Annotated in this window: 20 protein-coding genes; 3 read left to right on the plus strand and 17 right to left on the minus strand. The window is 38.6% G+C overall.

Translation table 11 applies throughout. The features are described from left to right. Window positions 1-130 precede the first annotated feature (130 nt). The 8 genes from BBI08_RS15650 to BBI08_RS15685 all read right to left on the minus strand — a co-directional run bounded on the left by BBI08_RS15650 (window position 131) and on the right by BBI08_RS15685 (window position 8,063). Window positions 131-1,678 (minus strand): PTS transporter subunit EIIC, encoded by a 1,548-nt coding sequence (locus BBI08_RS15650; protein ID WP_008496131.1) that lies wholly within the window; start codon window positions 1,676-1,678, stop codon window positions 131-133. 188 nt (window positions 1,679-1,866) lie between these two features. Continuing rightward, window positions 1,867-2,733 (minus strand): N-acetylneuraminate lyase, encoded by an 867-nt coding sequence (locus tag BBI08_RS15655; protein ID WP_008496132.1) that lies wholly within the window; start codon window positions 2,731-2,733, stop codon window positions 1,867-1,869. A 31-nt stretch (window positions 2,734-2,764) separates the two neighbouring features. Continuing rightward, complete coding sequence (locus BBI08_RS15660; protein ID WP_008496133.1) at window positions 2,765-3,454, minus strand: N-acetylmannosamine-6-phosphate 2-epimerase; 690 nt, start codon at window positions 3,452-3,454, stop codon at window positions 2,765-2,767. Between the two features lie 45 nt (window positions 3,455-3,499). Next, window positions 3,500-4,342, minus strand: coding sequence for a MurR/RpiR family transcriptional regulator (locus BBI08_RS15665; RefSeq protein ID WP_008496134.1), 843 nt, complete (start codon window positions 4,340-4,342; stop codon window positions 3,500-3,502). Continuing rightward, on the minus strand, window positions 4,339-5,253 hold the full coding sequence (locus tag BBI08_RS15670) for an ROK family protein (protein WP_008496135.1): 915 nt from the start codon (window positions 5,251-5,253) through the stop codon (window positions 4,339-4,341). The genes BBI08_RS15665 and BBI08_RS15670 overlap by 4 nt, the downstream gene beginning before the upstream one ends. A gap of 19 nt (window positions 5,254-5,272) precedes the next feature. Continuing rightward, window positions 5,273-6,553 carry a TRAP transporter large permease gene (locus tag BBI08_RS15675; protein WP_008496136.1) on the minus strand — a complete coding sequence of 427 codons (1,281 nt, stop codon included), beginning with the start codon at window positions 6,551-6,553 and terminating at the stop codon, window positions 5,273-5,275. After that, the gene (locus BBI08_RS17215) at window positions 6,554-7,021 is read right to left on the minus strand and encodes a TRAP transporter small permease (protein WP_008496137.1); all 468 of its coding nucleotides are present in this window, start codon (window positions 7,019-7,021) and stop codon (window positions 6,554-6,556) included. 19 nt (window positions 7,022-7,040) lie between these two features. Next, window positions 7,041-8,063, minus strand: coding sequence for a sialic acid TRAP transporter substrate-binding protein SiaP (locus tag BBI08_RS15685; RefSeq protein WP_008496138.1), 1,023 nt, complete (start codon window positions 8,061-8,063; stop codon window positions 7,041-7,043). Window positions 8,064-8,694: 631 nt separating this feature from the next. Here BBI08_RS15685 and BBI08_RS15690 point away from each other — a divergent pair. Further along, window positions 8,695-10,224 carry an FAD-dependent oxidoreductase gene (locus tag BBI08_RS15690; RefSeq protein ID WP_008496139.1) on the plus strand — a complete coding sequence of 510 codons (1,530 nt, stop codon included), beginning with the start codon at window positions 8,695-8,697 and terminating at the stop codon, window positions 10,222-10,224. A gap of 185 nt (window positions 10,225-10,409) precedes the next feature. Here BBI08_RS15690 and BBI08_RS15695 read toward each other — a convergent pair whose 3' ends face one another. After that, complete coding sequence (locus tag BBI08_RS15695) at window positions 10,410-10,820, minus strand: DUF4181 domain-containing protein (protein ID WP_008496140.1); 411 nt, start codon at window positions 10,818-10,820, stop codon at window positions 10,410-10,412. 13 nt (window positions 10,821-10,833) lie between these two features. Further along, a complete protein-coding gene (locus BBI08_RS15700; protein WP_008496141.1) occupies window positions 10,834-11,049 on the minus strand; it encodes a DUF6366 family protein in 216 nt (71 codons plus the stop codon). 193 nt (window positions 11,050-11,242) lie between these two features. On the opposite strand from BBI08_RS15700, the gene BBI08_RS15705 reads away from it, so the two are divergent. Next, complete coding sequence (locus BBI08_RS15705) at window positions 11,243-12,427, plus strand: MalY/PatB family protein (RefSeq protein ID WP_008496142.1); 1,185 nt, start codon at window positions 11,243-11,245, stop codon at window positions 12,425-12,427. Between the two features lie 162 nt (window positions 12,428-12,589). Here the strand turns inward: BBI08_RS15705 and BBI08_RS15710 are convergent, their stop codons facing one another. The 6 genes from BBI08_RS15710 to BBI08_RS17335 all read right to left on the minus strand — a co-directional run bounded on the left by BBI08_RS15710 (window position 12,590) and on the right by BBI08_RS17335 (window position 23,217). After that, on the minus strand, window positions 12,590-13,540 hold the full coding sequence (locus BBI08_RS15710; RefSeq protein ID WP_065528326.1) for a ribose-phosphate diphosphokinase: 951 nt from the start codon (window positions 13,538-13,540) through the stop codon (window positions 12,590-12,592). Between the two features lie 266 nt (window positions 13,541-13,806). After that, window positions 13,807-16,236 (minus strand): DEAD/DEAH box helicase family protein, encoded by a 2,430-nt coding sequence (locus BBI08_RS15715; RefSeq protein ID WP_008496143.1) that lies wholly within the window; start codon window positions 16,234-16,236, stop codon window positions 13,807-13,809. Next, the gene (locus BBI08_RS15720) at window positions 16,229-16,555 is read right to left on the minus strand and encodes a nucleoside triphosphate pyrophosphohydrolase (RefSeq protein ID WP_008496144.1); all 327 of its coding nucleotides are present in this window, start codon (window positions 16,553-16,555) and stop codon (window positions 16,229-16,231) included. The genes BBI08_RS15715 and BBI08_RS15720 overlap by 8 nt, the downstream gene beginning before the upstream one ends. A 379-nt stretch (window positions 16,556-16,934) precedes the next feature. Further along, window positions 16,935-17,420 (minus strand): hypothetical protein, encoded by a 486-nt coding sequence (locus BBI08_RS15725; RefSeq protein ID WP_008496145.1) that lies wholly within the window; start codon window positions 17,418-17,420, stop codon window positions 16,935-16,937. 406 nt (window positions 17,421-17,826) lie between these two features. Beyond that, the gene (locus tag BBI08_RS15730) at window positions 17,827-20,082 is read right to left on the minus strand and encodes a putative bifunctional diguanylate cyclase/phosphodiesterase (protein WP_065528327.1); all 2,256 of its coding nucleotides are present in this window, start codon (window positions 20,080-20,082) and stop codon (window positions 17,827-17,829) included. 2,823 nt (window positions 20,083-22,905) lie between these two features. Next, a complete protein-coding gene (locus BBI08_RS17335; protein WP_008496149.1) occupies window positions 22,906-23,217 on the minus strand; it encodes a phospholipase D-like domain-containing protein in 312 nt (103 codons plus the stop codon). A gap of 251 nt (window positions 23,218-23,468) precedes the next feature. Between BBI08_RS17335 and BBI08_RS15745 the strand changes: the two genes are divergently transcribed. After that, window positions 23,469-24,509, plus strand: a complete 1,041-nt coding sequence (locus tag BBI08_RS15745; protein ID WP_008496150.1) for a zinc-binding dehydrogenase — start codon at window positions 23,469-23,471, stop codon at window positions 24,507-24,509. 181 nt (window positions 24,510-24,690) lie between these two features. On the opposite strand, the gene BBI08_RS17450 is transcribed toward BBI08_RS15745, so the two are convergent. Then, complete coding sequence (locus BBI08_RS17450; RefSeq protein WP_162138547.1) at window positions 24,691-24,804, minus strand: IS3 family transposase; 114 nt, start codon at window positions 24,802-24,804, stop codon at window positions 24,691-24,693. Window positions 24,805-25,140 lie beyond the last annotated feature (336 nt).

A 25,140-nucleotide genomic window follows, 5' to 3' on the forward strand; every position in this document is an offset into this window, starting at 1 on the left:
CCTAACTTTACGAACAGGAAGACAAATAGTTCCTTTAAATGGGAAATGAGATATAATATCAAAAAATTAATAAAAATAATTCTGCCGATTACGTTCATCGACAGAATTCTTTTTTGTGCAATCTTCAGTTTTATTGTTCGAGTATTTCTTCGATTTCATTCTTAATCACTGACACTTGAGGTCCATACACAACTTGTACACCTGTACCGTTCATAATGACCCCTTTGCTACCAGTCGCAGGAAATGAGTTTTTCTTTACAAGTTCAGGATCTTTAACTGTTACACGCAATCGAGTCGCGCAGTTATCAAGGTCTATTATATTCTCTTGTCCTCCAAATGCCTCGATGATCGTATGTGGACGGCTAGTTTGCACATCAATCGAATCGCTAACCGCCGGCTCTTCTATTTTTTCATCTTCGCGTCCCGGAGTTTTAAAGTTGAATTTTATTATCAAGAATTTGAATACGAAATAATACATAAAAAACCATACAATCCCAATGGGAATCACATACATCCAGTTTGTCTTCTCATTACCCTGTAAAATACCAAATAAGATAAAGTCGATGAAACCACCAGAGAAAGTCTGTCCAATTGTTATATTGAAAATATCGGCCATCATGAATGCAAGACCATCAAAAATTGCATGTACTACGTACAAAATTGGCGCAATAAATAGGAAAGAAAACTCAAGAGGTTCCGTAATTCCCGTTAAAAATGAAGTTAATGCTGCGGATAACATGAGTCCGCCTACAATTTTGCGATTTTCAGGTTTCGACGTATGATAGATTGCTAATGCAGCTCCTAACAAACCAAACATCATCGTGATAAAACGTCCGGACATAAAGCGAGATGTTCCTTCATAGAAATGAGTAGTTGATGGGTCGCTCAACTGTGCGAAGAATATATTCTGCGTTCCTTGAACTAGCTGTCCACCAATCTCGAGTGAACCCCCGATTCCCGTTTGCCAAAATGGCAGATAGAATATATGATGCAACCCAAAAGGACCAAGCATCCGGAGGATAAAACCATAAATGAATGTACCAATTACGCCAGTTGCGTTAACTAAACCGCCCGCTTGCGTAATCAAACTTTGGAATAACGGCCAAATAAAATACATCGCCGTTCCTAAAAGAATTGCTGAGAATGCAGTGACAATTGGTATAAAACGAGAACCCCCAAAGAACCCAAGATATTGTGGCAACTCAATCTTATTAAATCGATTATGCAAGAGTCCGGTCATAATACCGACCATAATTCCCCCAAACACCCCCATCTCAAGCGTTTGAATTCCAAGTGCCATTCCTTGTCCAGCGCCAGATAAAGCTTCTGTCACCAGTTCATCATTAATGATCAAAATACCATTAATCGATGCGTTCATCACAAGGTACCCAATTAATGCAGCAAGACCCGCAGTCCCTTTGTCTGAACGTGCTAAACCAATAGCAATTCCTACTGCAAAAATAACGGGTAAGTTCGCAAAAATAATACTGCCTGCACTACTCATGATCGTAAATATCGCCTGTAGGAATGCGATATCTAAAAATGGATATGTACTTACCGTATTAGGATTTGATAGAGACCCACCAATCCCAAGTAGCAAACCTGCTGCGGGTAATATTGCAATTGGCAACATAAATGACTTCCCAAACTGCTGTGCTTTTCCAAATAGATTCTTCAATTTACGTACCTCCCTACTCATCTTTAACAACTAGATCGATGATTTTTTCAGAAAGAAAAAAGAGTATCTTCAGTCTTTTCAGGATTTCATAGATCTCATTTTCATCCGAAAAAATTAGAGAGACACTCTTTTCAAGGTTTTCAGTGCTTACTTAAAGAGCTGATAGTTATGTTTAATGGTTGAAACTCTTAAAAGTATTTCGCTGCCATTGTCTTCGCAACTTCTACTTTTTCTTCCGTAAGCTCTTTCATTGGCTGACGGCAATAACCTGCGTCGACGCCTTTTTCTTTTAAGATTTCTTTCAACGTCTGGTAAAGACCATTGTTTAAGAGTTCCGTGATGAAATCATTTGTTTCGTGTTGGATTTCACGTGCTTTTGTAATTTCACCTTTGTTGGCCAGTTCGTAAATTTCACGTGCACGTTGTCCGTTAACGTTGAACGTACTACCAATTGCACCGTCAACACCAAGAACAGCTGCTGAAAGAAGCATCTCATCAAATCCTGCATATAGTAATTTATCAGGGAATGTCTTTCTCATTCGCTCTAATAGATAGAAGTCACCTGCCGTGAATTTCACTCCAATGATTTTTTCGTTTTCAAAAAGCTCAGCAAATTGATCAATGCTAATATTTACGCCAGTTAAGAACGGAATTGAGTAAATGATCATTTTATTGTCTACTGAATTGATGATGGTGTTGTAGTAGTTTTTAATTTCTTCAAAGTCAAATTTATAGTAAAACGGTGTGACTGCAGAAAGCGCATCATAGCCTAAATCAGTTGCGTATTTAGCAAGTTCAAGCGATTCTTTCAAATTGATTGAACCCACTTGTGCGATCAACTTGACTCGATCTTTTACTTCGTCTTTTACTATACGGAAAATTTCTTTCTTTTCTTCGGTGGAAATCATGAAGTTTTCCCCTGTGCTACCGTTTACGTATAAACCGTCTACTTTTGTAACATCGAGATTGTACCGAATAATTTCGCGTAATCCTTTTTCATTGATTTCTCCGTCTTTATCGTAAGACACCATTAACGCCGTAAATAAGCCTTTCATCTAATGACCGCTCCCTTTACCATATTGTGTTCTACTTGTTCATACTTGAGACAAAACGTTTTGTAATTTCTCTTGGTCGAGTAATTGCTGATCCTACAATACATCCGTGAGCGCCATAAGCCATGGCTTGTTCTAATTCTTCTGGCCGCCAGTACCCGCCTTCTGCCATTACAGGAGTTTCTATCGCTTCGCAAAGAGATTTGATCAACCCGGTATTCGGAAGCACTGTGTTTTTTGTGTAATCTGTGTACCCTGAAAGTGTCGTTGCGACTAAGTCAAAGCCCAAATCGCTTGCTTTTACGCCTTCTTCCAACGTTGAAATGTCCGCCATTAGTAAGACATCTGGAAATGCATGTCGGATTTCCGCGTAAAATTCATCTAAGCTTTTTCCTTTTGGTCTCAGCTGATTTGTGGCATCGAGTGCGACGATTTCCGCTCCCGATTTCACTACTTCTTCGACTTCTTTCAACGTAGCTGTGATGAATACTTTGCTATCGTCGTAATCGCGCTTCACAATGCCAATGACCGGCAAGTCGACTAGTCCTTTTATGGCACTGATGTCTTCATAGCTATTGGCTCGGATGCCTACAGCTCCGCCTTCTTGAGCTGCTACTGCTAACCTCGACATAATGTACGAACTATGAAGCGGTTCGTCATCTAATGCCTGACACGAGACAACCAGCCCACCCTTCAGTTTTGCTAGTAATGACTGTTTATCCATAACGACTACTCCCTAATGTTCAATAATTTAAACCTCTGTGCTTGGTTAATAAAGTTTACTTGATGTGTTTTTTGAAATTTTTAATTGTACGGCTTTTGCTTCTTTTTCATTTTTCATCGCTAAGCCTGTACAAATCAGATCGATTAAAAACAGTTGAGATATTTTCGAAACTAATGATCCACTGTCTAATGGACTTTCTTTAGACGAAGATAATAAGACTAAATCAGCAAATTTCGTCAAAGGGGATTTTGTATAGCTCGTCAAAGCAATCACAGTTGCGCCACTTTCTTTTGACGCACTTACTGCGTCTATAATGTCTTTTGTACTGCCTGTTAAACTAACGGCGATGACAACTGTTTTTTCCGTCATCGAAGCTGCTCGCATCATTTGAAAATGTGAATCCGTAATGACACTTGCATTTTTGCCGATTCGCATCAATCGGTTTTGCATGTCTAGCGCAGCAATTCCCGATGAGCCAACTCCAAAAATCACAACATCTTCAGATTCAGCTATTTTCATGATAGCTTGGTCCAATAATTCTTCTTTTGCTACTTCAGCAGTGTCTGAAATCACTTGAATGACATTGTTTTTCACTTTATCGATATACGTATCTTCAGTGGTTTCCGGAGTGATTGTTGAAATTTCTTGAGCAAGCATAAACTTGAAATCTTGGAAGCCTTTATAGTCTAGCTTTCTGAAGAACCGCAATAAAGTTGCTTCTGCAACGTCGCATACTTCCGCCATTTCCGTTAAAGAGTGATAAAGAACTTGATCTTTATTTCCCAAAATATATTCGTATACTTTTGTATCTGACTTTGTGAAATCAGCTTTCATCTGTTCCATCAGTAGCGTCGGTTTTACGCCGACTAATTTTGTTTGTGTTTTCATTTAGCACCTCGCCTCACTTGTTGGAGTTCATAATTTTTAATGGCACCCAACAAATTCGAGCGATTTCCATTTTTCGCTAAACGAATAGTGAGCTTTTCTTTGAAGGGATCTAGCAAATTCCTGAAAACAGCCTTTTCGATTTCCTGCTCTAGCCACTTTCCTTGAGCTGAAATCCCGCCCCCTATAACAACCGAGTCAGGATTCCAAATATAGATCAAGGATTGCAAACCAAGTGCTAAATCGTCTAGCCATTCATGAAATAATTTGACGGAAGCGTTGTCGCCACATTTAACTTTTTCCATAAATGCCGGCAGTTGTTGTTGTGGGTTTACTTCTTGGATTTTTTGTTCTAGCCGACTGGCAGATGCGTATTGCTCAAAGCATCCCCTTTGTCCACATAAGCAAAGTCTTCCGTTAGGGTAGAGATTCATATGACCAATGGCTCCGGCTAAATGAGTAGATCCTTTATGGATTTGTCCATTTAGCGCCAGAGAACCACCAATTCCAGTTCCAATCGTCAAAAACAGTAAATTATGAGCGTCTGAAGAAACGTCTTTTGAGAGTTCCCCGAGTGCACCGCAATGCACATCATTTTCAAGTTCTACAGGGAGTTGAAGTTCGGTCTCGAGTATTTGTTTAACGTTCATCCCACTATAACCTGGTATGGTTTCTGTCGCATAAATCACTTTTCCAGCTTTTGAGTCAATCGATCCTGCTGTACTGATGGCGACGCCTTCTATGGCCCAGTCTTTTTGAAGGTCTTTTGTCAAAGTTTTAATCCTTCCAACGAGTTTTCCTCCACCTTTGAACGCTTCCGTAGAAGTCACTTTCTCAACAACTAAATACCCTTCAGAATCCCCAACACCATATTTAATATTTGTTCCTCCAATATCGAATACAGCTAGTAACATGTGGGATTCCTTCTTTCGTTTAAGGTAATAATAGATTTGGTAAGAATAGAGCAATCTGCGGGAAGAACGTAATCAGTAACAAACAAACAACGAGTGGAATGATAAACGGAATGACGCCTCGCGTTAATGTGGCCACTGGAATATTCCCGACTCGGGACACTACAAACAAGGCCATGCCCATTGGCGGAGTCAATATCCCAATCATTAAGTTTAGAATAACAATTATACCAAAGTGTACAGGATCTACCCCCGCTACAAGTACGACTGGCACTAAAATAGGTACCAATAAAATCAATAGCGCTAAAGATTCGACAAACATGCCAAGGAAAATAAGCAAGAGGTTCATCAATAACAATAAGACAATTGGGTTATCTGTAACGTTCAAGAAGAAATCTGCGACTTTAATCGCGACTTGTTCATGCGCAATCATTTGGCCGAAAAACTCGACACCCATGATCATCAATACAGCAACACCGGTTAATTTCATCGATTCCACTACGTTCGTAAACAATAATTTAAAGTTAAGTTCTCTGTAAACAAAGAAACCTAAGAACATGGCGTAAAGCGTAGCAACAATTGCCGCTTCAGTTGGCGTAAAGAATCCGGAGAAAATCCCGCCGATGATAATAATCGGTGTTAACAATGCCCAAAATGCACGTTTGAAATGATAAAGTCGCGTTTTCATCGAAGCTTTCGGTGCTTTTGCATAGCCACGTTTTTTCGCCCATACGTAAGCAACAACCATTAACGAAAATGTCATTAACAACCCTGGTAAAACACCTGCTAAAAACAAACGCGCGATTGATTGATCTGAAATAACACCATAAATGATGAGTGGAATACTCGGTGGAATAATGGGTCCGATAATCGCCGAAGCTGCTGTTAATCCGCCTGAGTAATCGTCATCGTACTTTTCGTCTCTCATCGATTTAATCTCTAATTGTCCAAGACCTCCAGCATCTGCTAAAGCCGATCCAGACATTCCGGAAAACATAAGAGAAGCCATAATATTTACATGGCCGAGACCACCGCTATAGTGCCCGACCAATGATTTCGCAAAAGCAAAAATTCGTTCTGTAATACCTGAAGAGTTCATCAAAGTCCCCGTTAAGATGAAAAACGGAACGGCTAGTAGCGCAAAACTGTCGATACTATCGATTAACTTCGCTCCCGAGAAGAACACTAAGCTCCAATCCGTCATCGCGAAGTAAGCCAGTGCTGCAACGATTAACGTAAAGCCAACAGGCATTCCTAAAAACAGAAGCAACAGCCATATGATAAAGATAATGCCGACTTCCATTTACATCTCCTCCTTCGCATTGCGCCATTCTCGATAGTTGCGCTCAAGAAGACGATAAATCATCAACACCGAAAGAAGAGGAAGAGCACTGTACATATACACATATGAAATTCCTAATGCCACAATATCAACAGGCACCTTTCGCAAAGCCATTTCGTAGCCAATGTAGGCCATCAACAACAAAACGATTAAAATGACAAATTGGAATACATAATTCAACCCTTTTTGGATCGCTTTTGGCATCTTTTCAACAAAATAATCAATATACACATGTCCATTTTCTTTTATCCCGATGGATACCGCTAAGTAACCAACATAGATAAAGATAAATTTCGCTAATGCTTCTGACCATGTTAACGGCTGATCAAGGACGAGGCGGAAGAAAATTTGCATCGTCAAGACAATTAACATGATGATAAAAAGAACCCCGCCTACGATTTCTTCAAAATTCGCCAAAAACTTTTTCATGATTTCACCTGATTCCTAATTAATCGTTTGCTCCTTGAATTTCTTTCAAATAGTCTTCAGCGCCTTCACCTATTTCTTCAAGGTATGATGGGTAAGCTTCAGCTACGGCTGTTTTAAATTCTTCAAGGTCTGGCTCTGTTACCGTCATGCCTTCTTCTTTAAACTTCTCTACTAAACTTGCTTCTTGCTCTTCAAATAGCGATGTGTGGTAAGTTGCAGCTTCTTCGATACCTGCTTGTAAAATTTCTTGCAAGTCTTCTGGTAGTTTGTCCATTGTTTGTTTGCTTACTACATAGTTAACGTCGTTTAATACGTGATTTGTGATGGCTAAGTAATCTTGGACTTCATAAAATTTCTGTGCATCGATTGTAGATAGCGGGTTTTCTTGACCATCTACAGCGTTTGTTTGCAATGCTAAGTAAACTTCAGTGAAAGCCATTGGTGTTGCAGATGCGCCAGTATAGTTCGCGTAGTCGAGTAAGTTTTGAGCTTCTGGAACGCGTAGTTTCAAGCCTTTCATGTCTTCTAATGATTCAATTGCACGGTTTGAAGTTGTTTGACGCGTACCGTTGTAGGCATTTCCGGCAAGAACCCAGTTATGCTCTGCTGCTAATTCTTCTTTCAAGCCCTTACCGTAATCTGTATCGTTTAATACTTTGGTAACGTGTTCATAGTTATCGACAATGTATGGCAAGCCCATTAGTGAAGCACGTGGTACCCAAATTCCAAAACGACCCGTTTCAGCGAATGTGATATCCAACGATCCTTCGCTTGTTTGTTCTAGCATTGCGCGGTCATCGCCTAATTGAGAGTTTGGATATAATTTTACTGTTAAACGGCCGTCACTTTCATTGTCTACGTATTCTGCCAATTTTTCAGCTGCTTTGTATTCGTTCTGCTGGTTTCCAGCGACCATTCCGAATTTCAGCTCAAATTTCTCAGATGAGTCTCCCCCGCTCTCTTCTTCACTAGATGCTGAACATGCGCTTAAGATCACTAATGCTAAAAACAATACCCCTATTGATAACCAACGTTTTGTCATAATTTTTTCTCCCCTTTTCCCTTTTTTTAATGAAAGTGCTTACAAATTTGAAAGTTAACTTTCAAATTTAATTTATTTTTGACAGTTTACTTTCACTAAATTAACGTAAGTATACTTTTATGCGAGTTTTCTGTCAACTATTTTTTAAAATTTGATGGTTAGTTGTCAGAATAAGTGGATATGAATTAGAAAAGCTGCTTGGGATTCCGTCGCTCGCTTTCCGCGGGTACGGCTGCCTCTGCTGCTTCCTTCGCTCAGCTCAGTCCAATAGCTCCGGCCCGTTCTATTTCCGCTGGAGTCGAGCACCTGCATGCCAAGGCCACGAGTATGCAGAAAATAAAAAGCAGCAAGGAAAAATCCTTACTGCTTTTAGAAATCATGAATAATAAATGCTTTTCAATTACTTCTTTTGTCTCTCGAAACTATAATCATAAGTAAATTGAACTTCATTTTTGATGATTATACTTCACGTTCAACAATGGACTTTTTCTAGTTTTATTTCGGTAAATTTTAGACTTAGCCTTTGATTTTAAAGCTTGTTAGCTTGAAGTTGGTCAATAAAGGATATAGTAACAGTACAAGATAAAATTGAAACTGGTAAATAGCTGATATTCAATAGGAGGTCTTCATCGTGAAACCACAAATATTGATCGTAGGAGCTGGTCCAACCGGTCTGGCTCTTGCTCATAGCCTTGCCACTCAAGGCGTTCCTTTTCGAATCATTGAAAAAAATTCGGGTACGGGAAAAGCTTCTCGTGCCTTAGCTGTTCATGCGCGAATCTTGGAGCATTATCAACAACTGGGGTTATCTGAGAGGATTGTCAGTAGAGGACAGCCGATTTTGTCACTGGATTTGAGTGATGGAAAAGAAGTGAAAGCCAATTTGAAATTTAACGATTTTGGCAAAGGGTTGAGTCCTTTCCCGTTTATCCTTAGCTTGCCGCAAGATGAACAAGAAGAAATGCTCGTGGATGAATTAAAGAAAATCGGAGTCGAAATTGAATGGGGTACAGAGTTGTCTTCTTTTGTAGATAAAGGTGAATCGGTAACTGCGGTTTTAAAGAAAGAGGGACTTCCAGAAGAATTGGCTGACTTTGAGTATTTATGCGGATGTGACGGTGCGAGCAGCATGGTGCGAAAAGGGTTGGAATTCGAGTTTCCAGGTGGCACGTATGAGCAATTATTTTTTGTCGCCGATGTGGAAACCGAAAAACTAGAAGAAAGAATGGAAAAAATGGACATGTATATGGACAATGATGGCTTTATGTTGTATATGTCTGTAAGAAACGCACACACCAAAAGAATCCTTGGAGTCGTACCTGAAGAATTTAACGATCAAAAGGATATCGAATACCATCATATTGGCGAATACATTGAGGATAAAATTAGAGTGAAAGCAAGCATAGTCAATTGGTTCTCTACTTACCGTGTCCATAACCGCGTGAGTGAGCACTTTTCCAAAGGACGCGTTTTCATTTTAGGAGATGCAGGACATCTTCATAGTCCAGCAGGCGGACAAGGTATGAATACCGGCATTGGGGATGCGATTAATTTATCGTGGAAACTTGCAGCGGTATGCCAAGGAAAAGCTACTCCCTCCCTATTAGATACTTATGAATTAGAGCGGATTGGTTTTGCCCGAAAGTTGATCGCTACGACGGATAAAGCATTTCAAACCATCATCAACCAACACCTTCGTGGTACTTTATTGCGCAAGGTTGCAGTGCCGCATATTTTGCCTTCCATGTTCAAGTTGGCGTTCGTCAAAAAGAATGGCTTTAAAATCTTGTCCCAAATCCACATCAACTATCGGGACAGTCCCATAAGCAAAGGCAAAGCCGGTAAAGTCTTTGGTGGCATGCGCTTGCCGTGGATCCAAACAGCAGGTCGCGACAATTACACCCCGCTGCAATCCGTGGATTGGCAAATTCATATATACGGCAAAGCCAGTAAAGAACTGATAGATTTTGCCCGCTCGCATTCTTTCGAGGTTCATGAATTTGCATGGGAACCTAGCATGCAAAAAGCCGGCTTCCAACAAAACGCCTTGTACTTTGTTCGTCCTGATGGCCATGTCGCTGTTGCGAACAAGAAACAAGACGTGAGTATGTTAAAAGACTATTTGGATGAGTTTGAAATAGTGGCTTTTCGCACTCTATAATCGATAGGCACACTTTTCAAAGCGGTTTACTTTAACTGCAAATGCATCTAGTGAGAGGGTTAATTATTCAACCAATCAGCTAGCATTAGTTTTTTACGGTGATGATTGTACTAAATACACTTCTATTATTAAAGTTTTATCAAAAACACCCTCATCCACGGGAAGGATGAGGGTGTTTTTCGATGTTAAAATTGCAGGTTAACCAAATCGAATTGGATTATCCCGATGATTACCACCATAACCAAAAATGTAATTTCACCCATCGTTAAAATCCATTGTTTAGGTTGATCACTGTATTTCCATTGGAAAAAGGCTTTTACGGACGAATCGATAAACATAAATGTCACAAAAGTGAGCATGTAGAATGCGACTGAATATCCTTTGAAAATCATCAAATACAAAACCATGAACATGACTAGCATCGCTACAATACGAAGGCCCCAATCGATTTTTTTATGTAAGTTGTTTACGTGATTGTATGAAAACCAAACCTTTTTTTCTTTTTCAATGTTGAAGCTTTTTCTCAGAGTCCATTTCACCAACCACATTCCACCAAACAAAACCGCTAAAAACAAAGCTACTTTCAATCCAAACATCTAAAATCTCCCTTCAGCTAAAAAACAATTGATAAATGACATAACCACCAACTAACAATAAAATTAACAACGTCATGCCTTTCCAGCCCATGTCACCTGCTATGTCTGTTACATTGCCACTTCCCGCTCCCCGGTCAAATCCATCACGTAAGTTTCCAGTAGGGTTTTGTTTTTGCTCATCTTGTCTTAGTTTTGATCTTTCTTCTTGAGGTGCTTTCTGCTTATCCATAAGTCACGACCCTATTTATAAAATTCAATTAACTCTTTTCTATTATGACATATATTGGATTTACCTCCTAGATTATTTAACCTCTTCAACAAGATAGAGACTTGAAAGATTAACAAGGACGAGCTATGCTTCAGTTAGCTATTAGTAAAAGACTGTGGATTTTTAAAATTCACCGGATAAGGGAGCTACTTCTATGAATTCTTTTCAGCATGTGTACGACCGGAAAAATACCCGCTCTGTTAAATGGGACATGATAGGTGAGATTTACGGCCTTGAAGATACGTCAGACATTTTGCCAATGTGGATTGCAGATATGGACTTCCCTGCACCGCCAGCTATTTTAAAGGCATTACATGACCGTGTAGAGCATTCGATTTTTGGCTATTCTTTCATGTGTGAAGAATGTCGAACTTCCGTGATCAACTGGCAACAAAAACGAAACGATTGGAAAATCGAAAACGACTGGATGCTGTTTCACCAAGGCATCATCCCAGCCATTGCATCCATTATTGAAACCTTTACAGAAAAACACGATAAAATTGTGGTGACACCTCCTGTCTATCCCCCGTTTTTCCAGCTTGCTGAGCATCAAGATCGAGAGGTTTTGTATTCTCCGCTCGTTGTGCAGGACGGTCAATACACAATTGATTTCAAAGATTTTGAAGAAAAACTAAAACAAGCTGCGCTTTTTATCTTATGCAACCCGCATAACCCTGGTGGACGCGTCTGGACTGTTGACGAGCTGACTGAAATACTTCGCTTGTGTACGAAACACGACGTACTCATTATTTCCGATGAAATTCACGGAGATTTGATGTTAGGTGAAAGCCGTCATACGCCAATCGCAAAAATCGCAGGCAAGGAAAGCGACCGAGTGTTCACGTGTCTTGCACCGACTAAAACCTTTAACTTAGCAGGCATTCAAGTGGCTATGATTATCGCAACCGACAAAGAAAAACGCGCAAAACTAGAAAAGCATGCACTTGCTCACGGTACAAGTATGCTCAACGCCTTCGCACCAACTGCTTTGACCGCTGCATACAATGACAGCGAGCCTTGGCTTGAAGAGATATTGAAAACAATTGCTGACAACATCGAATTTGCTCGTACCGAATTAGAGTACAAAGTGCCGGGCTTACAAGTGATGAAGCCGCAATCGACTTATTTGCTATGGATCGATTACAGTAAGTTAAACTTAACCGAAGACGAAGTCATGAAAAAATTGCTGTTAACTGGTAAAGTTGCATTAGAACCGGGCAGCAAGTACGGTTCTGCCGGTCTCGGCTATTTACGTTTGAACGCAGCTTGTCCGAGAGAAACCTTGTCTGAAGGAATTGACCGGGTTGCCTTGGCATTAACAGGCAAGAAAGAAAAGTAAACGACAACTGATACACATCACAAAAGCCGCTGATTCCCAAGTTAAGGAGATCAGCGGCTTTCTTACGTCTATTCCAGCTGCGCTACTGGAATCGACTTATTTTTTCTTGCCTTCGTATAACTTTTCTTCTGCTTTAAGTGCTTTAAGCAGCGACCAAATCATCTATTCAAATAATGGCGTAACTGGTTTTTCGTTATGAACATGTTCAATCGCTTCAGCTAATAGCGGAGCGACCGATAAAATTTTAACTTTCGGTGTTTGTTTTTCTTTTGGCACATGGATGGTATTCGTTACAACCAATTCCGTCACGGCCGACTTTTCGATTTTTTGAATCGCTTCGCCAGATAATACAGCGTGTGTGCAGCAAGCGTAAACGGCTTTCGCACCATTTTCCACAAGTACATCAGCTGCAGCAGAAACCGTCTTCGCCGTATCGATGATGTCGACGATAATGATGACGTTTTTGCCTTTGATGTCTCCAACAATGTTGACCATTTCAGGCTCATCAGGGTGCATCCGACGTTTATCGATAAAGCCGATTGGCACGTCTAAATGACTTGCTAGTTTACGAGCACGTCCGAGTCCTCCGTTGTCTGGAGCTACCACAATCGCATCTGTTAATCCTTTGTCCGTGAAATATTGTTCTAAAATTTTGCCGCCAAGCAATTGATCGACCGGCACATTAAAGAACCCTTGAATTTGCGGAGCGTGTAAATCCAATGTGATGATGTGTGTCGCGCCTGCTTTTTCTAACATATTCGCAACTAGCTTTGCCGTAATCGGCTCACGCGAACTGGCCTTGCGGTCTTGACGCGCATAGCCGTAATACGGAATAACCACGTTAATGGTTTTCACAGAGGCACGTTTTAACGCATCAATCATGATCAATAATTCCATCACATGCTCAGTTCCCGGCTGTGATGTCGATTGCACTACATACACATCTGCCCCGCGGACACTTTCTTCAATGTGAATTTGAATTTCTCCATCACTAAAGTGAGTAATGGCGCTTTTTCCTAGCTCGCACCCAAGCGAATCCGCAATCTCTTGTGCCAACTCCGGATTTGAATTTAATGTAAACAGCTTAAAGTTTTTTCGTAATTGATAAGCCAACTTATAGCCCCCTCGAATTTTTATAGTACCTATTAGCTGATTAGCAATTGCTATGAGTTAGCAATTGCTAATGGCCTGTAGCTGTTGGTTTTATGATAACCTTTTAGAGGGGGAATAGCCACTGAAAATAGTGGGAAACTCGCTACAGGCGGTCGCTTTCCGCGGACAGAGCGCTGAGCTTCCTCGTCGCAAGCTCCTGTGGGGTCTCATCACTCCGTTCTTCCGCAGGAGTCGCCGCCTTCCGCTTTTTTACTCCTGTTATCAAACTAATTTAATACAGTAAATATCGATTTCTTTTCAAAATATGCATGAAGTCGGTACTCTGCTATTTCCTGAGCCCACTTATACAAAACCTCATTTTCTTCAGGAAAAGGCTGCAAATTGAATTTGAAAAAATTATTTTCGAAAATAACTAACTCTTCTTTTGCGCTCCCGCTCCATTTTGTCATCGGCATCTCTGAAATCAGATCAGCTATTTTCTTCACATCATACTTACGCAGTCTTTTCCCCTGCGCGTCGTTAAAATCTACTTTCATACGGTAATCTCTTTCCGTTAAATAGCTATGGAAAAACGGTGCCGCTTCTTGTGGAGTTATCGGCTCAAGCCACTTCTCTATCCCTTTTGACAACATATAACTCAAAACAACCAGTTTGTAACTTTTGGTCATCAAAGTTTTTTCAACTTCTAATAGCCAATTCTTATATTTCAACCATACATTTTGTTCTGGTTCTGTAAGTTCATCGGCGTAAGCGAGCATACCAACATAACTACTAAACTCTTGCTTTACCGTCTTAGATTCGATATTAGCATGAAGATGGAAATCTAAATAACTCGGGCGTCTTCCCATTTCTTTCTTCAATTCTTGATACTCCATAACCAACAACTCTTTACGTGGTGATCTTTTTTTACGCATTTCTTCTAATAAATTGATGACTTGCAAATCTAAATTAAATTCACATTGAAGAGGAATAAGCGGCTCGACATTCTTATTTCCCACTTTTGTTTCCTCTTTATTAAACACAGCTAATTTTAAATCAGCATTTCGGTAATTGCCGATAAAATCAATAATGACACAATGTGTTTTACCATCCGCAATACGTAAACCACGTCCAATTTGTTGCGTGTAAACTGCAAGCGATTCTGTCGGTCGAATAAAAACGAGCGTATCCACTTTTGGAATATCGACTCCTTCATTGAATAAATCTACGGTGAAAATCAGTTCAATATCGCCAGAATCTAACTTGGTACGAGCCGTTTTCCGTTCTTGTGGATGAGACTCACCGTGAAGGGCAATAGATCTAACACCTTTACTTTGAAAAAAGCGATTCATATAAAGAGCTTGTTTTACCGAAGAACAAAAAACGATGGTTCTCGTTTGTTTGTAACGGTTCCACTCATCAAAAATGTTTTCCGCAAAACTCTCACGTAACTGTAACTGCAGTAATTCATGTTCGTCATACCGGTTCCCTCTCCACGGAATAGCTGAGTAATCGGTATCATCATGTACACCGTAATAATGGAACGGTGCTAGCCAATTTCGCTCAATGGCATCAAGAAAATGAATCGAAATCGCTACGTTTCCATCACATAAAGCATAGACATCTTTATTATCCATACGGTCTGGTGTGGCAGTAATCCCTAGCAGAAATTTCGGCTCAAAATGATTTAACAATCGTTCGTAAGTTGGTGCTGCTGCATGATGAAATTCATCCACAACAATTAAATCAAAAGCATCTTTTTCAAAACGATCTAAATGATATTGGCTGCTCAATGTATAGATAGAAGCAAAAATAAAATCAGCATCCGTCTTTTTTTCCGAAGCATTGTAAAAAGCACTCGTTCTATCCGGATGAACATGCTTGAATGATTGCTTGGCTTGCGTCAGAATTTCCTCGCGGTGAGCAACAAACAACACTCGTTTGAATTTCGCTGCAAAAAAAGCAGCTAAGTACGTTTTCCCTAAACCTGTTGCTAAAACTACCATTGCCCGGCTGTACTCTTCTTCAAGTACATTGTCTAAAGCTTCTAACGCTTCTAGTTGCGCCGGTCTTGGAGAGATTGGCGTATTGTAAACTTCTTTAGTTTCAGCCACTTCTGGTTGTTGTGGCTGAGCCGGTCCTAAAGTAATTTCAACTTCATCAGCCTCTGACCACACAGGACTGATAGGTCGCTTTATATTCGCTTCTGTATGTAATGACCGATATTCCGCCAGCGTCTCTGTATTTAGAGCCACCGTTTGATCGGCATAAAAATATTTTAAGAACTGAGTAGTCGCTTCTTCAAAAACTTCTGCATCCACTGCAGTTGGCGCGATTAAGTTCCACTCGACTCCATTAGTCAAAGCAGACGCTGATAAATTAGAAGATCCAACGATTAACTGAGAAGCTTCGGTCCCTCGAAACAAATAAGATTTCGGATGAAATGAAGTTCCCCCACTCCGCCAAATCCGCACTTCCGCAAAAGGTAACTCTTCTAGTAGTAATTGCAGCGCATCTGGCTGCGTGACAAAAAGGTAGTCGCCTACTAATAACTTTATCGGCACGCCTCTATCAGTAGCTTGCTTTAAGAAAGGAATGATTTTCTTCACACCGGATTTCATTGCAAAAGCTGTTATCCATTGAATTTCAACCGCTTCTTTGGATAACCTTTCTAAATGTGAAGCGAGCTGAGAAGTAACCAATTCCAGCTTAGTCATCTTCTACCTCGATTAAAAAGATCCGCTTTTCAAATCCGCCACGCTTCTCAGCTTTTGCTTTACGAATATTTTCTAGTTCTTCCACTGAAGATCCGTGAATTTTTGTAGCTGCATGAAGAAGTTCAAGTATGTCGGCCAACTCTTCCACTGCTTCTTCGTTATTCTTTGCTGCATGATATTCATCAAGTTCTTCGCTTAACTTCTTTTTCAACTCCACTACATACTCATCTTCTGATAAAATTCGAGTTGAAAATTCTTTTCCTGTTTTCGCAATTACTTCAGGTATCGCGTCGCGTACTAGTTTGTTGTAGATCGGCATAGGTAGGCTCCTTAAAGGTTTTGTTTTTCCAAGTTTATCATTTTATTATTTTTCATGGTATAAGGACTTCATTGCTTTTATAACCGACTATTAGATGTTATGGTTCAAGACAACGTCTCTTATCACCTTATTCTCTTCAGATAAAATTTTTAAAAATTCTATCTTCATTTATTATTCTATACTGTTCTTTTTTCCTCTTAGATTTCTATTTCAATTGATTAGAATAGTATCCGTAAAAGTACACTTTCCCAGACACAAAAAAGAGAAAAAGCTGCCTGTCGCTTTTTCTCTTCTGATAATGGGTCATATGTAAACTGACTCAATATTAACGACTATACTTCGAGCACTTAGAAAAACCAGCATCTTTACTTTTAATACATTAATTGAGAATTGTAAGCCTATCGTTTCTGTTTAGGTAATTTGAAAAATCCTCTTTACAAAAAACATTTAAAACACAAGGTTGCTTTTCCTTTTTCTCCAACGCTTTGTGTTCCTCCGGAAATTCTGCTTCTACATGCAAGCGGATGAATGGCAATTTTTCTTGTGTCTTTTGTGAAAGAATGTTTACTACTCTTGCCCCTGCAAAGACATAGTGCAATCCAAGTACCAATGTGACAAGATTTTTTTGGTGATCGATGAACATTAAATCGGTAAGACCTATCAATTTACTTTCTTCATTCAGAATCACCCGAGGAACAGTCTTGCCTTCCCTCTCTTCTTCCATTACTCGTTGGATAAAGCGTTTCGTATCTTCAATCGTACCGTCTGGTAATCCCAATGCTTCTTTCACTGGAAGTGCAGAAGAAAGCCTGAATACTTCTTCACAATATTCCTCTTGATGTCTCACTAGCTGAACCCTTTTCATATTCTTCCTCCATTTCTTTATGAACAGTTATCAAAAAACAAAAAAGCCCCGCTATAAACAAAGGGACCCGTGGAGGTGGTACTACCCTTATTTAAAGCAAAGCTTTACTCTCTAAATCGAGATCAACCGCTCTATTTTTCAATACAGTTTATGAAAGGTAGGTTCAATAAACAACCGTTAGATATCTTGCAGCCATCGATATCCTCTCTGAGAAAGTATTGTTCATTTACTGGTCCTTAAACTTATAAGTTACTGATATTTACATAAAGGATTATCAACACAAAAGACGAGCTGAGGAGCAATATATGCCCTAAGCTCGTCTTTTACCTGACTTTGACAGCAACTTCATTTTTATGAAGTTACTTTGTGCTAACCATAGAGATTAAGTTACAGTAAACTGTAGGTTTTAAATTTTAATGAAATCAATTTTTTGCAGTATCGTTTCAAATTCATCTGCATCTACTGGTTTAGAGAAAAGATAGCCTTGGCCAGTAGTGCATCCACTCTCTTTCAGAATTTTCATCTGTCCTTCGGTTTCTATCCCTTCAGCCACTACGTTCAAATTTAAATTAAGGCTTAAATCAATAATAGCTTTGATAGTGGAGTAATGACCAGTCACTTCCAATTCGTCCACGAAAGCTTTATCAATCTTGATTGTATCAATTGGTAATTTTGAGAGGACAGATAACGATGAATACCCCGTTCCAAAGTCATCAATGGAGGTTTTGATCCCCATCCTTTTAAGGCTTTCTAAAATTTCTTTGCTTTCTATAATATTCTGCATGATGCTCTCTGTGATTTCAAGTTCTAAAAATTGAGGATCCAATTTCGATTTTTGTATCGCTTTGTGAACAGTCTCTAAAAATTTACCATGCTGAAATTGAAGGACAGACACATTTACAGAGACACATATACAATGATAACCTTGTTCCTGCCATCTTTTGTTTTGCTGGCAAGCTTGATGAAGAACCCATTCGCCAATGGAAATAATTTGCCCAGATTCCTCAGCTACAGGAATAAATTCAACAGGTGAAACCCAGCCAAGTTCCGGATGCTTCCAACGCAGCAATGCTTCCATCCCAACAATTTCCAGGGTTTTTAAATCCACTTTTGGTTGATAAGCGAGGAACATTTGCTTATTTTGAATAGCCTTTCTTAACTCAGTTTCAATCTGTTGTTTCCGGATCATTGCAATACTTAAATCGGTATTATAAAAACTGAAAATGTTCTTGCCATTTTCTTTTGATAGGCACATGGCAGCATCAGCATTTTTCATTAATTCTTCACTAGTGACTCCATGATTTGGAAACATACTAATTCCAATACTTGCTGTAACATTAATTTCATTATCATTTAATATAAATGATTTTCGAAACCCAGTTAAAATTTCATCTACCAAAGCGGAGCATGTCACTTCCGTTGCATTAGAGAAGACAACGGTAAATTCGTCTCCTCCAGTTCTGAAGATTAGAGTATCTACTGATAAATTTTCCTTAAACCGTTCTGATATCTTTGCTAAAATTTCATCGCCATTATGATGTCCAAGTGTATCATTCACAAATTTGAACCTGTCTAAATTTATTAGTATAAGAGCTACTTGACTATCTTGGTGACTTTTTAAAACAGTTTCTATTTCTTCTAAAAAACTTCTGCGGTTGTTTAGTCCGGTAAGTGGATCATGATAAGCCAAATGTTTAAATTGATTCATTAACTTCTTATTTTTATGAAGTAATTGGAATTGACGCCATAGTACAATAAAAAAAGTTAGAAGCAAACCTATGCTAAGAGCATTGAAATTCCGTTGATAGCTGAGAACGACTAATAACAGTAAAACAAAAATACTTGTATAAGAAATAATACCATCTATAGTTCGGGTAGAATTTAGGGTTTTTAGTTCTCCATCATTCTTGATTTCTTTAGCATAGAACCCTGCAATCCCAATAAAGAAGAGAGAGAGTAACGATAAAAGATCGATGAAGTGACCAGGTTGGTAAGCATCTTTAATTAACGAATAAGCGTAGATTAAATCACCTACTACTTGGAAAAAAAATCCGATCACACAAAACAGCATATACTTTTTTTCTTCGTTATTTTGAATTAGATAAAACAGAATTATGATCGCGAACAAGATAGTTAAATCAACAGCTGGATAAATTACAGGAGTGATTGTCACCACCCAAGAACTTCCTGAAAGTTTCAAAAAAGGATTAATTATGAAATTAATGCTGATAGAGATAGCAGTAATCATAAAGATAATACTACTAAAGATATAAGAATCATGAGGAAAAGAAGCACTCATTTCTTTAATTTTGGCGAGCAAGGCAGCCAAAAAGAACAAATAGGCGAGCAACCAAATCATGTACGACATATCTCCAGGCAAAATAACTCCTTGACTGATGTGTAAGTAGAGCAGCAAACAAGTGGAACTTAGATAAAGGCTCATGCCAATTATTAACAGCAACCAAAAAATTTTTTGGTTGTGCTTGGTTCTCCGATAAGCTTGAGACAGCCAAATAAGACTGAGACTTCCTACTATAACTTGAAGTATGTTAATTCCTAAAGACATCAACCATTCGTTCTCTTGGAATCCTATTTTCAAACTAAAAAATACCACTACAAACAAAAAAAGAATTAAAACGGGAAAACGATTAACCTTGAACAAAATGTTTCCTCCTGATTTTTGAAGGCATAATTATTTACTTGAATCAATTTCATAAATCACACTTTTAAAAAAGTGTAGGCGATTTACTGATCATTTTTTCTGATTTCTAAAAGGAGTTACTTTCGACGTGAGTGTTGAAAAAATTGATTTTTAGCTGATTTGCGTGAAGAATGATTCCATTTGTATCCATGATAATCAAGAATTCATCCATCTTGTTTATCAAGTCCTGAGTTTGAAGCTTATTATTCCCCAACATCATCTTACGCCTCTTTTCTATGCTTTGGTTTCTTTTACCGGCCGAACTTCAACTAGCTTGTGGTCCATTTTTTCAGATGGAGTACTTAAAAGATTTTCATTATTTTGAAATAATTTAAAAGTAAATTTTTTTGGCCAGGAATGCCCAAAGCAGTCACAAGAAACTTAGTCCTCTTTCCAAATGCATTTGTAACGATTTGAGGAAGTAGCTTCTATATCGAAAATATCTATTAGTTTACAAATCGTTTGAAAAGCGAGTAGATTTTGTTTTGTCAATCCGCTTACTTTTTCGGTATCGATGAAAACAATAGACTTAGCTTCTCTATAGAAATCCCGTTTTTCTACAAATAATGGAGCATTTAGTATGTAACTTGAGCTGTTTTTTGATGATTGGAATCTCGATAATTGAAATATGGAACCCTCAATGCAATTCTTTTCCCAAGTAAATGCCAACATTAAGTCATATTTCCTTATAGGATATATGGTTTCTTCTCGTGAGATTAGCATGACTTCCAAAGTTTTGCTGACGAACGTTTTTAACTCGTCGAGGTCGAGGTCAAGTTCAGGTAAAGAAGGCAGACTCTTAGATTTAAACATAAACTACCCCCGTTTTTAGAAAATAAAAGTACCATACATTATTTACCAATATACGCCATCCCTGAATAAACTGATAATCACTTTTTAATAATTGCAATAGTACTTAAGTAATTATTATAGATTAAAATTCAAAATCTAAACATAGTTATATATAACTATATTAATTTTTTCATTTAATTAACAAAAAATAATATGCTTTTATGTTGTCAGTAAAATAAAATCGGGGTAAAGAAGCGTTAATGCTTAACTTAGACTAAAAAATAATTTATTTTCTTTTAAAATAATTGGAAAATAAAAACGATTGATTAAACGAAAGAAATTTACAGTTAAAGTTCTTTACTTCCAATAATAAAGATTTAGAGAGAAGTCTAATATGAATTTTTATTGGGATATTATTACTTATAGTTCATTCCTAAATGAGATACTTATAATAGCTTACTTCACTGATTGCGGTACTATACAATCTCCCTACGAAGTAATCGTCTAGTTTTAGGTAATGCTCGCGTCTATAAACGTCTTTTGCATTAATAACTTCTAACATGAGCTGTTTAGAATACCCTCTTTTTTTTTTCAAATAAACTTGTTCGGATCTGTTCTTCAAATCAAAATCCTGTATTTTTAATCGAATTATTTCAGTAGATCTGTTTGCGATTACTAGATTAACTAAACAAATCGCCTTCGCTCTTACCGGAAGACCGGTTAGAATATCTACTAATTCCTACTTCTCAATGGCTGCGATTACCCATTTCGTCACGCCTTGAGAATTCAGCCTAAGAATATCTCGAGGTTTGACCGTAAAAAACTTCCTATGTCTTAAGTGGTTTTATTTCATGTCCTAGCTGGTTCTAAAACGTGGCACACGTAGTTCTTTTGAATGGCTGTATTCACTCCCCATTTCTTTTCAAAACCATTATAATCCAATATTTATGATAGATTGATTTTGAAAAGAATTATGAGACAAAATAAAAGAAGCACAAAAGAAAATTGAAACCTTCTTCTATGCCTCTTATAATCCATCGTTTTTGATAGATAATTCTCTATAAAAACGAACTTTTTTATAGCAACTAAAAAGATGTCACCTCAAAAGGAGGCTTTTAATATGATGATTTAATGTTAAGTAGATATTGAATCGTCTCCATCGATTTCGAATTCTCTAGTTTTGAAGAATTCTTTTTAACTTAAAATTATCGCGAAAATAAAAGGGCCGGATTTATCTCAAAAAATTAACAGAGAGAAGAACCTTCAAGTAGAAGGATCTTCCCTCTGTTAATTTCAAGTTCTAAAAAAGCTTATTTACTTATGATACGGCTCCCGCATCACACATTTCATAAGTATGGACAATCCTCTATTATTAGTACTGAAATGTTACACATTCTGACTTTTAAAATTCATTCAAATCCAAATTTATCACTTTGATCGACATCCGTTCAAGATATGCATTTTAGCTACAGCACTTCTATTAAACGGATATATTAACACCACGCGCAAATTCAAGTTTAGTGTCATAATTTTTGTTCCCACCATAATTACTTCCATTATAACGTTTAAATATTCAGATTAATTAACGAATCAAAATATTACCAAACAAAATATTGTTATTTCCTTATATTTAATCCTTATTACATGGTGTGTTCCGAGTCGAAAATTAACGAGATAAATGCATAAAGACATAAAATACGAGAAATTTTCAAAGGGTATAGTATTTTTTTTATTAATGTTTGTTGCCTTATTGGCTTTAGCTAGATAATTGAAAATGCAGGAATTACCAACAATATCGAAAGTGAGCCTACAGTGGCTAATCCGGAGAAACCGACAGAAGAGAAAGAGGAAAAAGAAAACTCTGAGGAGCTTATGAAAAAGCAGCAGAAGTGGAAACACTAATAAAACTAAACAATGGCCTGTTAGCAGGATACGAACTCATCGAAGTCGATAGCGGGGATTTGCTAGGACATAGTGAAATTAACGTTGCCATCAAGGTGAGGACCGTGAGTACTGGGCGGTTACGAACGAATACGGACAACTGGAACGGATTGTGGCTGACGTAATCGTTCTGATGACCTTACCGATCCTATCTTGGCCGTGTGACTGCGTGACAAAAAGGTAGTCGCCTACTAATAACTTTATCGACACGCCTCTATCAGTAGCTTGCTTTAAGAAAGGAATGATTTTCTTCACACCTGATTTCATCGCAAAAGCCGTAATCCATTGAATCTCAACCGCTTCTTTTGCTAATCGTTCTAAATGTGAAACGAGCTGAGAAGTAACTAGTTCCAGCTTAGTCATCTTCTACCTCGATTAAAAAGATCCGCTTTTCAAAACCGATACGTCTCTCATCTTCCGATAAAACTCGAGTTTTTCACCTACAAGATCCAGAAAGGTCTCGTCATAGACCACTTTGGGAATACATACATAGACTCGAGTAACGTCTTGCTTTATCGTTAAGCTAGGATAGGCAACGATAAATTAGTCATCAACAAAAAAGACAAGTCCAAAATCTGTTCGACAAAAACAACCAACAGAAAGGTGGTAATTCGATGAAAGCTATTCAAGTGACAGGATATGGTGATGTAGACAAGCTCCAGCTGGTTGAATTGGCGATTCCAGAACCTGGAGACAACGAGGTGCTCATCCAGATAAAAGCTTGCGCCATCAATAATACGGAAATTTGGATGAGAGAAGGAGCTTATGGTACCGACTCAAAGTCCGGATGGCGACCAGAAGGCGTTCACTTCCCGAGGATACCCGGTTCAGATATAGCAGGTAGAATCATAAAAGCAGGAAAACGCGTAGACAAATCCATGATTGGAAAAGATGTTGTCCTGTTCCCTTTCACTTCGAGTGGACAGGAAGGAACGGAACATATCTCAGAAGATATGTCATTTATCGGGTCGGAATATGATGGCGGATATGCGGAATACGTAGTCTGGCCGGCTGACCTTTGTTTTGATATGCCGCTCGCAGACTACACAGAAAGTGCGGTTTTTTCTGTTAGTGGGATGACTGCCTGGCATATGGCAGAACAAATTCAAGCGTATTCTGGCGAGACCATTGTGGTAACTGGCGCGAACGGAGGGGTTGGATCTTTAAACGTACAAATTGCCTCTAAGGTATTTGGCGCTAAGGTCATTGCGATCATTGGTGACCTAGCTTTAACCGAACGAGTAAAAGAGCTGGGGGCAACACACGTATTGTCTTATAAATCACCTAACCTCGCGAAAGACATACTCGAGGTAAATGGAGGTCCTGTGGATTCAGTCTTAGATGTTGTAGGCGATGCCTTGTTCTCCACTTCTCTTCAAGTCTTAAAAAAAGGCGGGAAATTTTGTACCTCTGGCTCTGCAGGTGGACAACACACAGACCTTGACTTTAGAACTTTGTACTTAAAACACCTTACGCTTTACGGATCTGTTTTGGGCACGATAGAAGAATTCAAACGTATGCTCAAAGCCATTTCAGAAGGCAAAATCAAACCCGTCATCGACCGGACTTTCCCTCTTGAACAAGCTCAAGAAGCTCAAGTGTACTTTAAAAAATCAGGAAAGTTAGGGAAAATTGTTTTGCTGCCAGAAGAATGAGTGAATACGGATAAAAGAAATTTGAGATTGTCCGATTACGAACTGACCCACCTTGAATTACGGCTGATCAGAGGTTCCCGCTTATAAACATATGGAAGCCACCCTCAAAATCAGCTGATCTGATTGAGGGTGGCTTTTTCGTTATGCACTTTTGATGAATAGATGGTACGTCAACATTAAATCAAACAACTTTTTTAAGGGCTGCGTTTCGATAAGTGACAGGGCTGGCATAGCCGAGTCTACTGTGTAGACGGACATGGTTGTACCAATTTACGTAATCAAACAGTTCAAGCACCAGCTAATTAAGCCTGTCAAAGCGCAGGCCGTTAATGAGTTCCGTCTTCAATATCTTGAACGTGACTTCTGCCATCGCATTGTCCTAAGGGTTTCCTTTTTGACTCAATGACCATTCAATTTTATATCTCCTCAGTCAATTGCTTAACTACTTTAGGACGATTGAAATGGTACTTTTCCAATAAAGGCAGAATTTCAAAATTCATGATTCCACCCACCCAATAATTCTCACTGATATCATCCTGATTCACTGAGAATAAAGAGTGTCCGATTTATTGCCACACGAAATATTGTTATTTCTTAACATTTAATTCTTATTACATGTTATATTTTGGAC

It is taken from the genome of Planococcus halocryophilus, from assembly GCF_001687585.2.
In the GTDB taxonomy this organism is placed as follows: Bacteria; Bacillota; Bacilli; order Bacillales_A; family Planococcaceae; genus Planococcus; species Planococcus halocryophilus.

Coding starts and splice junctions, on each gene's coding strand:
- BBI08_RS15655 (WP_008496132.1), bottom strand. CDS start 2,733: ATGAAAGGCTTATTTACGGCGTTAATGGTGTCTTACGATAAAGACGGA.
- BBI08_RS15660 (WP_008496133.1), bottom strand. CDS start 3,454: ATGGATAAACAGTCATTACTAGCAAAACTGAAGGGTGGGCTGGTTGTC.
- BBI08_RS15665 (WP_008496134.1), bottom strand. CDS start 4,342: ATGAAAACACAAACAAAATTAGTCGGCGTAAAACCGACGCTACTGATG.
- BBI08_RS15670 (WP_008496135.1), bottom strand. CDS start 5,253: ATGTTACTAGCTGTATTCGATATTGGAGGAACAAATATTAAATATGGT.
- BBI08_RS15675 (WP_008496136.1), bottom strand. CDS start 6,553: ATGGAAGTCGGCATTATCTTTATCATATGGCTGTTGCTTCTGTTTTTA.
- BBI08_RS17215 (WP_008496137.1), bottom strand. CDS start 7,021: ATGAAAAAGTTTTTGGCGAATTTTGAAGAAATCGTAGGCGGGGTTCTT.
- BBI08_RS15685 (WP_008496138.1), bottom strand. CDS start 8,063: ATGACAAAACGTTGGTTATCAATAGGGGTATTGTTTTTAGCATTAGTG.
- BBI08_RS15695 (WP_008496140.1), bottom strand. CDS start 10,820: ATGTTTGGATTGAAAGTAGCTTTGTTTTTAGCGGTTTTGTTTGGTGGA.
- BBI08_RS15700 (WP_008496141.1), bottom strand. CDS start 11,049: ATGGATAAGCAGAAAGCACCTCAAGAAGAAAGATCAAAACTAAGACAA.
- BBI08_RS15705 (WP_008496142.1), top strand. CDS start 11,243: ATGAATTCTTTTCAGCATGTGTACGACCGGAAAAATACCCGCTCTGTT.
- BBI08_RS15715 (WP_008496143.1), bottom strand. CDS start 16,236: ATGACTAAGCTGGAATTGGTTACTTCTCAGCTCGCTTCACATTTAGAA.
- BBI08_RS15720 (WP_008496144.1), bottom strand. CDS start 16,555: ATGCCGATCTACAACAAACTAGTACGCGACGCGATACCTGAAGTAATT.
- BBI08_RS15725 (WP_008496145.1), bottom strand. CDS start 17,420: ATGAAAAGGGTTCAGCTAGTGAGACATCAAGAGGAATATTGTGAAGAA.
- BBI08_RS17335 (WP_008496149.1), bottom strand. CDS start 23,217: ATGACTAAGCTGGAACTAGTTACTTCTCAGCTCGTTTCACATTTAGAA.
- BBI08_RS15745 (WP_008496150.1), top strand. CDS start 23,469: ATGAAAGCTATTCAAGTGACAGGATATGGTGATGTAGACAAGCTCCAG.